This window comes from Vibrio sp. J1-1, from assembly GCF_021728395.1.
Taxonomy (GTDB): Bacteria; Pseudomonadota; Gammaproteobacteria; order Enterobacterales; family Vibrionaceae; genus Vibrio.
This window is the reverse complement of record NZ_JAKKCM010000032.1, coordinates 1-4,676: the sequence shown is the minus strand read 5'-3', so window position 1 is coordinate 4,676 and position 4,676 is coordinate 1. Positions and strand designations below refer to the sequence as shown.

6 protein-coding genes are annotated in these 4,676 nt (G+C 41.0%); all 6 read right to left on the bottom strand.

The annotated features are described in order from the left end of the window. Positions 1-723: 723 nt before the first annotated feature. Complete coding sequence (locus tag L3V31_RS21730) at positions 724-1,056, bottom strand: hypothetical protein (protein ID WP_237319269.1); 333 nt, start codon at positions 1,054-1,056, stop codon at positions 724-726. A 135-nt stretch (positions 1,057-1,191) separates the two neighbouring features. Beyond that, the gene (locus L3V31_RS21725; protein ID WP_237319267.1) at positions 1,192-1,569 is read right to left on the bottom strand and encodes a hypothetical protein; all 378 of its coding nucleotides are present in this window, start codon (positions 1,567-1,569) and stop codon (positions 1,192-1,194) included. Positions 1,570-1,803: 234 nt separating this feature from the next. Beyond that, on the bottom strand, positions 1,804-2,268 hold the full coding sequence (locus tag L3V31_RS21715) for an acyltransferase (protein WP_237319265.1): 465 nt from the start codon (positions 2,266-2,268) through the stop codon (positions 1,804-1,806). Positions 2,269-2,401: 133 nt separating this feature from the next. Further along, complete coding sequence (locus tag L3V31_RS21710; RefSeq protein WP_237319263.1) at positions 2,402-2,944, bottom strand: hypothetical protein; 543 nt, start codon at positions 2,942-2,944, stop codon at positions 2,402-2,404. Positions 2,945-3,110: 166 nt separating this feature from the next. Further along, positions 3,111-3,413 carry a hypothetical protein gene (locus L3V31_RS21705; RefSeq protein WP_237319262.1) on the bottom strand — a complete coding sequence of 101 codons (303 nt, stop codon included), beginning with the start codon at positions 3,411-3,413 and terminating at the stop codon, positions 3,111-3,113. Between the two features lie 136 nt (positions 3,414-3,549). Continuing rightward, entirely contained in the window at positions 3,550-3,987 is a 438-nt protein-coding gene (locus L3V31_RS21695; protein ID WP_025628566.1) for a GNAT family N-acetyltransferase, read from the bottom strand. Positions 3,988-4,676 lie beyond the last annotated feature (689 nt).

Below are 4,676 nucleotides of genomic sequence, written 5' to 3'. Positions count from 1 at the left end.
TTACGGATTGAGTGATTCAAGAACTTGGGAAGATAAAGCCAGATTGCCGAAAAACTGGAGCGAATGGCCGGAGAGAAATTAGAGATATGACCCACGAAATTTCTCACTGCGCCTAACGCCGCATTAAGGGGTGAACAACGCTAGCACCCGACCTAACTTATTGTTCCGTAAACACTAAAGCCGATTCAAACCAAAATTGCCAAGCGTTGTGAATCCCTCTTGAATGCTTTGTTAGCTTTTATGTCCATTTATTTTTACCGGCAAGTACCTTCCATAAATTGAAAAATACAAAAGAGACAGGCTGCTAACAAAGCTTATTAGGTACAGCGTATCTTTTAAATGACTTTCACTGCCGTTATCTAAATATAAATTTAATACCGATGATATAGCCATAATACAAACACTCACAACTCTAGCCATATAATGTGCTTGTTTAAGTTTTAGCCAACTTTTGCAGTTTGGACATTGAACCTCATACCCAAGCCTTACTTTTCGAGTACTACTCCGAAACTTCCGATTGTTACTAACTACCTTACAAACTGGACATTTCATACTGCATCTCTCAAGTTATGATGAATCGAATAAAAAAGCTAACGCCGCGTTAAGGGGTGAACAACGCCACCACCTAGCCTAAACCATTGTGCCGTAAACACTTAAACTGAATCAAACCAAAACTGCCAAGCGTTGTGAATCCGTCTTGAACGCTTTGTTAGGTGAAAATGCTTACTGCAACCAAGCCATTAAACCGCTAACTAGTAACAGTAAGACGCCAGCAATACCTACTGAAAACGTAAAACTAATTCGGTTGTGTTGGTCTTGTGCATCGATGTCTCGGCTGACTAGCTCACGATGTGTAATTAGTGACATTGTATCTTGATTAGCTGGACTGCTGCCGTCATAAGCTAAATACGCAATGCCGATAGCAAAAACACCACAGAAGGTAACGTAATCAACTAGAGAGATTGATGCTAAATAGGGCACTAACCATCGCCCCAAAGCTCCGATGAGAACAACCGCGATGAATGCATATAAAATTCCAAGTATAAATGACCTCAAGATACCTCCTTTCACCTAACGCCCAATTAAGGGGTGAGCAACGCTACCACCCAACCTAAAGCATTGTACCGTAACCACTAAAATTAAAGTAGAATCAAAAATGCCAAGCGTTGGGAATCCCTCTTAAATTGTTTGTTATAGCGCATCTTCCGACGCGCGCATTACTGACAATACTTTCGATAGTACGTTCGGAATACCCGTACCTTTTAAGTAACTAGCACTAGTACTACGACTTGTGGTTTCATCGAACAATTCGTGAAACGAGCTTTGTTTTTCAATGACAACAGCAGGCAATTCATAACCATCTTCGTTAAATTGATCCGCTGTAATATCAATGATGTAGCCATTACACACCAACCATGCATGGGATTGGTTGAAATTTTCACCTAGCCCACTGCCACAGACATATTCACTGTCTAAGTTATGGTACTGCAATAAATACAAACCTAATAAATCTGTGGCATCTCCACAGCAGCCATTTGGAAAGCCAGAAGAATGATAAAAGCTAGTCATGCTATGAAAGTCTGATTTCTCAAAACTAGCCAAAATATCCCTAATTTGATGAATCTTTCTCTTAACCTCTTTATTCAAACCAAACTCCAATATTGCCTTGCGCTATAACGCCCTGTTAAGGTGTGAGCAACGCAATACTGAAGCTCCCGCATACCACCTTAAGCACTAAAACCAACACACAGTAAAAATGCCACGCGTTGCGAATCACTCTTAAACAGTTTGTTAGGTTTGTACTCAAGGTAAGTCTCGTAACTTTTTAGCTGGATTACCTGCGTAAATACCTTTCTCTGTAATGTCTTTAGTGACAACACTACCTGCACCAATGACTACATCACTACAAATGTTGACAGACAACACTGTAGCATTTGACCCGATTGTCACATTGTTAGCGATAACTGTACGTCCCCAATTATCTGGATTTGGGTCGGGTTGACCACTTTTGAACAGATCGTTGGCAAACATTACGCCATGACCAATGAAGCAGTCACTTCCAATAGTGACGTACTCACAGATAAAGCTATGAGATTGGATCTTAGTGCGCTCGCCAATGACTGAGTTTTTCTGTATTTCAACAAACGGTCCAACAAACACACCAGTTCTCAGATCGCAGCCATAAACATTAGCAGGCTCAATAATAGTGACATCTTCACCACAGGTAACATCTTTCACTTGAACTTTCAAAACTCGTGGATTTGCCATTTTACCTCCGAAAACCTAACGCCGCGTTAAGTGGTGAACAACATTGCCACCGAACATAAACCATTGTGCTGTAACACTTAAGCTGAATCAAACCGAAAATGCCAAGCGTTGTGAATCCGTCTTAAACGCTTTGTTAGCTATATTTCGTATAGTAATCTTCTATACTCTCAGCCAACTCCGCTAACTCCGCTAACTCACGTAAACTTTGCTTTTCACTATGGGTCAAGTACAAGTAAACCTTACTGTTTGGCAAAACGTTAGGAGCCCACAGCCGACTCATGCTTTCAGAGAGCACGATCAAATGCTTATGAATAGAACTTTGAAATTGCCTTAAACCCTCTGAGTCTGTCCGCGAGTCTAATTCTAACATCACGTTTTGAAGTGATGGAAAATAGTACTGATTTGACTCTCTAATAGCGTTATATTGCATTTTCAATACGATCGCGTTGAGATCTGCATAGGTTAAAGTGTCTGTCTTAATCGCCGAGGCTTTGACATCACCTAGCAATAACCTCAGCTCCAAATTCGCACGTTTCAATACTTGCTGCTGTACTTTCGCTTCAGAATGACTCTTCTGAATCTCTGAATATTGCCAACTTATAAAAGTAATCAAAACGGACGACATAAACCACAATACAAATGGTTGATTCAAAAACTCCATTGTTTTTTTATTCATAGCTACCTCCATATAGCTAACGCCGCGTTAAGGGGCGACAACGCTATACCACTTAAACTTAAACATTGCGCCATAAACACATAAGCCAAACTATGAACTAAAATCGGCGAGCGTTGGGAGTCCCTCTTAAACGCTTTGTTATGCGACTTTCACAAACGCTTGAGCGTTAGTACACAATTGGATGCCTATCTAAAGTATTTATGACCTTTACATCACTATTATATTTGGTGCGCATCACCTCAATGTCTTTTGGCAACGAGATACAATTAGATTCGGTAATACCTTGTTCAATCTGAGCGCGCCTTTCTGCATCATAGGCATACTCACCAGCCCAATGATTACACATACTGATACGATCTAATAAGTGGATTATTTCTTTTGGTAAACCTGTCTCTTCTAAATTCGCGACTATTTCTTGAGATCGGGCTGAAAGAGACAGTAGCACAATAAAAATAAGTTTAACTTTCACCGAATTCTCCCTAGTTGCATAACGCCCTGTTAAGGTGTGAGCAACGCAATACCGATGCCACCGCATACCACCTTAAACACTAAAACCAACGCATAGTGAAAATGCCACGCGTTGCGAATCACTCTTAAACAGTTTGTTAGGCTTGTAGCTCCAATAAGTGCTCAGCCCCAGAGCTTTTTACGATTTCAAAGCCCAATTTCAAATACAGCTGCTTAGCTGGATTTGTTTCAATCACGCTTAACCCCACCTTAGACTTCGTTGTTGCAGCTTTAGCAATTAGGTCAAGGATTAGTTTACTGCCAATTTTCAAACCTTGATACTCAGGAGAAATCTGAATTTGAACCAAATACCAATAGTTAAGTTCTTCGGTGTAAGTGGCTTTAAACAATCCGATAGGCTTGCCATCCAGTTCAACGATTTTCGCATGAGTAAATTCAAAACGTATTCGCTTTTCATACTCTTCCGTGCTCGTTGGCATACCTACTTCTTCAAGATACTGCCTCATCGTTTTATCACGTAGTGATAGTAGAAAAGGAATATCATTTTCACTCGCTCGTCTAAGGGAAATATCCATGTTTCCTCCAAAAGCCTAACGCTGCGTTAAGTGGTGAACAACGCCAACCACTAAACTTAAACCATTGTACCTTAAACACTTAAGCTAACTTGAACCAAAACCGCCAAGCGTTGTGAATCCGCCTTAAACGCCTTGTTAGGCGAAGTTTCCCACCAGGGTTTAAGTTGTTTTGAAAGCAGATTAGCCGAAACCCAGTAAGCAACCAAACACCCACTGACTTTTTGTGATTCAAGGACCATAAAAGCCACTATGTTTCAGCCTAGGCTCCAACGACCACGAAATGCTGACCTTCAACAACAATGCAGGTTTTGAACCCGAAAATGCCAAAGCGAAAAACTAGCAACGAAATCGAAAGCCTCAATTGACTTGCCCTTGCCACACTTTGAGCAAGTCAAAATCACCGCCATCCAACACTGAAAACCAATGAGGCAACCCACGAAATTTGGCATGTTTTACGGCTGGAGAGATTCAAGAATTTGAGCAGACAATACCAAATTGCCGACTTAGAAAAACGAATGCTCAAAAAGAACTAAGAAGATGGGAACAAAGAACTTTCCTGCCCGTCGCCTAACGCCGCATTAAGGTGCGAACAACGCTAAATACCTAACCCAAACCATTGCCCCTTAAACACTAAAACCAAGTTTAAACTGAGATCGCCAAGCGTTGTGAGTCACTCTTAAATGCTTTGT